Source organism: Stenotrophomonas sp. 05L44_2, assembly GCF_056665995.1.
The window spans coordinates 1-3,031 of record NZ_JBFTNR010000797.1 but is presented as its reverse complement, the minus strand read 5'-3'; the positions used below and the strand labels follow the sequence as shown (position 1 = coordinate 3,031).

Below are 3,031 nucleotides of genomic sequence, written 5' to 3'. Positions count from 1 at the left end.
CTACAGCGCCCTGAACTACCTGCGGCGCCTGCCCATCCATGGGCTGAAGCTGAGCCAGCTGTTTGTCGAAGGCATTCCCCGCAACCGTTCGGATGTGGCGGTGTGCGAGGCGGTCTGCGCGATCGCGCGCAGCCTGGGGCTGGGCGTGGTCGCCGAAGGCGTGGAGACCGAGCCACAACGGCAGTGCCTGCTCGACCTGGGGGTGACCGTCGGCCAGGGTTTCCTGTTCGCCCATGGCCTGCCCGCCGCCGACTTCGAGCGTCGCCTGCGCCGCGCCCGCGAACTGGGCTGAGGCCGGCGGCGCAGTGCACAACGGCGGCTGCCGTCGCTTCCGTTAGAATCGGCGGTTCTTGAACCTGCAGGACCGTGCAATGCAGCTGTCTTCCGTACGTGCCGTGATCACTGGCGGCGTCTCCGGCCTCGGCCTGGCCGTGGCCCAGCACCTGGTTGCCAAGGGCGGCAAGGTCGCCCTGTTCGACCTCAACGACGCCAAGGGCGCGGCCGCTGTTGCCGAGCTGGGGCAGGACAACGCCCGCTATTTCAACGTCAACGTCAGTGATGAAGCGTCCGTGTCGGCGGCCATCGACCAGGCCTGCGATTTCCTCGGCGGCCTGAATGTCGCCATGAACTGCGCCGGCATCCTCGGCGCTGGCCGCGTGCTGGGCAAGGAAGGCCCGATGCCGCTGGCCGGGTTCCAGGGCACGGTGATGGTCAACCTGGTCGGCAGCTTCAATGTCGCCAAGGCCGCAGCCAACCGCATGCAGCACAACGAGGCCGGCGTGGACGGCGAGCGCGGCGTCATCATCAACACCGCCAGCGTTGCCGCCTACGAAGGCCAGATCGGCCAGGCCGCCTACTCCGCCTCCAAGGGCGGCGTGGTGGCGATGACCCTGCCGATGGCCCGCGAGCTGTCGCGCTTCGGCATCCGCGTCAACACCATCGCGCCGGGCGTGTTCTGGACGCCGATGGTCGATGGCATGCCCGAAGCCGTGCAGGAATCGCTGGCCGCCTCGATCCCGTTCCCGTCGCGCCTGGGCAAGCCGGAAGACTTCGCCAGCCTGGTCGGCCACATCCTCGGCAACACCTACATCAACGGCGAGACCATCCGCCTGGACGGCGCCACCCGGCTCGCTCCGAAGTGATTCCCCCCGGGCGCCGGGACGGCGCCCTCCCCCAACGACCAACATCATCATGAAAGCCAACGACATCAAGAAGGGCAACGTCGTCGAGTTCAACAACGGCGTCTACCAGATCCGCGACATCCTGCTGCGCCGCCAGTCCACCTACTCGTACAAGGACGGCGATGCGTTCGTGTTCCTGGACGACGAGGACTACACCCCCTACACCCTGGACGCGGACGTGATCGGCGATGACGCCGGCTACATCACCGACGGCCTGACCGGCATCTACGTGCAGGTGATCGACGAGCAGCCGGTGGCCATCCAGCTGCCGGCCTCGGTGGTGCTGGAAGTGATCGAGACGCCGCCGGAACTGAAGGGCGGCACCGCCACCAAGCGCCCGAAGCCGGCCAAGCTCAACACCGGCATCGAGATCATGGTGCCGGAGTACATCGTCAACGGCGAGCGTGTGCTGGTGAACACCGCTACCGGCGAATTTGCCGGCCGTGCCGATTAACCGCGCTGCGCTGATCGCCTGCCTGTCCCTGCTCGTGGCGTGCTCGCCGCGCGCAGCGGACAGCACCGGTGACGTCGCCGCGGACGCGGTGACGCAGCCCGCCGCAGCGGACACCGCTGCCGCTGCGGTTGCACCGGCTGCAGATGAAGCAGATGCTGTGGCGACGCTGGCAGGTAGCCCCGAGGAGGAGCAACAGGCGCGGGCTGCCGCCGGTTGCAGCGTCCCCGACGACGTCGCTTTCGTGCAGGACATCCGCATCTACTGCGGCATGCCGGCCGATGTGCAGGCCTTCATCGAACGGGAGAACAGCTGCCAGCATTTTGCCGGCGAAGAACCCTACGACGACGCCCGTCGTCGCGAGCTGGAGGCCGCCATCGCCAGGTTCTGCGACGATCGAGAGAAGATCTTTGCCGACCTGGTGGCCCGCCATCGCGATGACTGCGCGATCCGGCAGGCGTTGATCGGCGTGAACCTGCGCTACGACCTGTCCCCCGATCTGGATCTGAAGCCCTGCGAGGGCTGACGCAAAAAAGGGGACGGAGGGGATGACGTCGTTCATGGCACAAACAACGTCATCCCCTCCGTCCCCTTTTTCTTATTTGCCGCCGAAGTTGCCGCAGCCGTGGTACTGGCGCGTGCCCACGGCCAGCATCGCCTTGGCTTCGAATGTCTCGCCACTCATGCCGTCCTGGCAGGTGGTGCGCTGGAAGCTCAGCTTGATGTCGGTGCCATCCGCCGCCTTGCCCACCCAGCCATCCGCACCCTCGGTCGGTTTGGCGACGGTGAAACGGCGCTCGCCGTAATCCACGTCCACCTGCAGGCCCGGCGTATCGCCGTCGACGACGGCAAGCCAGCCCGGCTCGTTGCCGGTGGCACGGAACGCCGCGTTGCCGGCACTGCCATCGCCCTCGGTCGCTTCCACCGCGCCACACTCGCGGTCCGCCTCGCCCTTCAGGCTGAGCAGCGCTTCGTCACTGCCACGGGTCCAGAAGCTGTTGCCCTTGCCGTCGCCATACTTCGCACCGGAGGCCGCACGTTCGGAGGACATCGCGAAACTGCGCCCGCCAATCACAACCGTCGCTGCGTCCTCTCCGTTGAAGGTCGCGCGCACATCAAGGTCGCCGCAGCGATAGAGGGTTTCGTTGCCGGCGCCTTTGCCGCCGCCATCAGCGTCGGCGGCCACCGGTGCCGGTGCCGGCGTTGCGGCCGCATCGCCTGCATTACTGGCGGCCGGCGCCTGGGCCGGCTGGCAGGCGCTCAGCGCGAGGCCGAGGGAGGCAGCCAACAGACTGGGAATTACACGCATGGCTCGACTCCTTGTCGAAACTACAGAGACCCTGGACCCTACCATCTGCACGCAAACGGGGCCTGAAAGCCGCATGACCCTGTTCAGCCT

General features: G+C 67.2%; 5 protein-coding genes. 4 read left to right on the top strand and 1 reads right to left on the bottom strand.

The genetic code is table 11. From position 1 onward, the window contains the following. The 4 genes from AC1VAN_RS20755 to AC1VAN_RS20740 all read left to right on the top strand — a co-directional run. On the top strand, positions 1 to 292 hold a 292-nt coding region (locus AC1VAN_RS20755), incomplete at its 5' end, for an EAL domain-containing protein (protein WP_480986625.1). Positions 293 to 371: 79 nt separating this feature from the next. After that, the gene (locus AC1VAN_RS20750; protein ID WP_442251839.1) at positions 372 to 1,142 is read left to right on the top strand and encodes an SDR family NAD(P)-dependent oxidoreductase; all 771 of its coding nucleotides are present in this window, start codon (positions 372 to 374) and stop codon (positions 1,140 to 1,142) included. 49 nt (positions 1,143 to 1,191) lie between these two features. Beyond that, positions 1,192 to 1,635, top strand: a complete 444-nt coding sequence (locus AC1VAN_RS20745) for an elongation factor P-like protein YeiP (RefSeq protein ID WP_480986624.1) — start codon at positions 1,192 to 1,194, stop codon at positions 1,633 to 1,635. Continuing rightward, positions 1,625 to 2,158: a hypothetical protein gene (locus AC1VAN_RS20740; protein WP_032975540.1), complete on the top strand. Its 534-nt coding sequence runs from the start codon at positions 1,625 to 1,627 to the stop codon at positions 2,156 to 2,158. Before AC1VAN_RS20745 ends, AC1VAN_RS20740 begins: the two co-directional genes overlap by 11 nt. A gap of 72 nt (positions 2,159 to 2,230) precedes the next feature. Here the strand turns inward: AC1VAN_RS20740 and AC1VAN_RS20735 are convergent, their stop codons facing one another. Next, the gene (locus AC1VAN_RS20735) at positions 2,231 to 2,941 is read right to left on the bottom strand and encodes a COG3650 family protein (RefSeq protein ID WP_442251840.1); all 711 of its coding nucleotides are present in this window, start codon (positions 2,939 to 2,941) and stop codon (positions 2,231 to 2,233) included. Between the last annotated feature and the right edge of the window lie 90 nt (positions 2,942 to 3,031).